The organism is Moorena sp. SIO2C4 (assembly GCF_010672485.1).
Classification (GTDB): domain Bacteria; phylum Cyanobacteriota; class Cyanobacteriia; order Cyanobacteriales; family Coleofasciculaceae; genus Moorena; species Moorena producens.
In genome coordinates this window covers 1-1283 of the sequence record NZ_JAAHGN010001495.1, presented here as the reverse complement: position 1 = coordinate 1283, position 1283 = coordinate 1, and the positions used below count along the sequence as shown (strand labels likewise).

The following is a 1283-nucleotide window of genomic DNA, read 5'->3' as shown; positions in this document are numbered from 1 at the left end:
AAAATTATCAATTAAAAATTAAAAAAAATACTACAAATGAAGTCGGGGGCTTGAAACATCGCTTCGCTCCAATTTAAAAATGGTAATTTGTTACTTTTTTATTCCCCCTACTCCCTACTCCCTACTCCCTACTCCCTCTTAAAATATCATAAACATTTATCAGGATCAAAAGCGAAGGGAAGTAGGGTTAATGAGGCTCCATTACTTAGAGAAATGGTAGCTACAAATTTTTGGTTCCACCTACCTGCTACTGCAACATGGAGATAACGTTCATTTACCAATATCGCTTCAGAGACAACACCAGTGAATTCGCTGATTCGTAACTTCATACCAGGGGGAAGTGTATTACCAAGACAGTCTTCGATTAGCAATAGCAATGCCCATTCTCGAGTATCTTCTGGTGCTTTCTGGTAAATGAACCAGGTAACAGCACATAGTTTGAACAGAATGCCATTTAAATTAACAGTTTGGTAAGAGCCACGAGCATGAGACGGAACAATTAATCCTTTTTGTCTTCTCAACTCTTTAGCGATCGCTCGATATCTGTCTGGTTCATCCGATACTGGACTAATCCGACGCATTGATGGCTTAGAAAAGGTATAGTCAGGAAGCAGTTGCCAAGATAAACAGCTTGCTAACTCATCCATTTCTCCTCGCAGCCATTCTGCTGTATTAATGGCTGTTTCAGCAAAGAATGGTAGGATTTCCTGAACAGAACGCTTAGTATCAGCAACTGGAATTGTGATCTCTTGGGAATCTAACCAACGCAAGTAGTGCAGTAAATGATTTGGTTGCTGATCAAATAAAGACAGAGGTAAGTTATAGTTACGGTTACCTTGTGGTAAGTTAGCTGTTTCGCGATAGTTAACCAACTCGTCGTGACGTAAAATACCTCTAATAATACCCTGTTCTTGGGTTTCTTTCACCTCAATTATGATATAAAAATGAGCGGCAAGTTCTGGTAATTCAACAGCAGCTATTGGTATATTAACCCCTGGATATATGAGGGTTTCCGTGACAATTATACACAGATTAAAATTACCAACTTTCAAATTACATACCGTTTCAATCAGATTAGCATACTCTGGTTGAAACACCGAACATTTATCCTTATTAATTGGCAGCTTAACCCGTTCTTCTAACCATCTTTCAAAACCAAATAAGGCTAAACTATTTAGATAATTTGGACAATTTTTGGCCTCACTATTAACTTTTTCACTAATCTTTATCGCTTGCTCAAAGTCTTCAGGTTCTAGCCAAAATACTTCTCGGTTTGCAAGGGA

1 protein-coding gene is annotated in these 1283 nt (G+C 38.3%); it reads right to left on the bottom strand.

Going from position 1 to position 1283, the window contains the following annotated elements; all coding sequences use genetic code 11:
• Positions 1 to 146: 146 nt before the first annotated feature.
• The coding region (locus tag F6K20_RS38930) for a DUF1822 family protein (RefSeq protein WP_287298509.1) at positions 147 to 1283 on the bottom strand (1137 nt) is incomplete at its 5' end.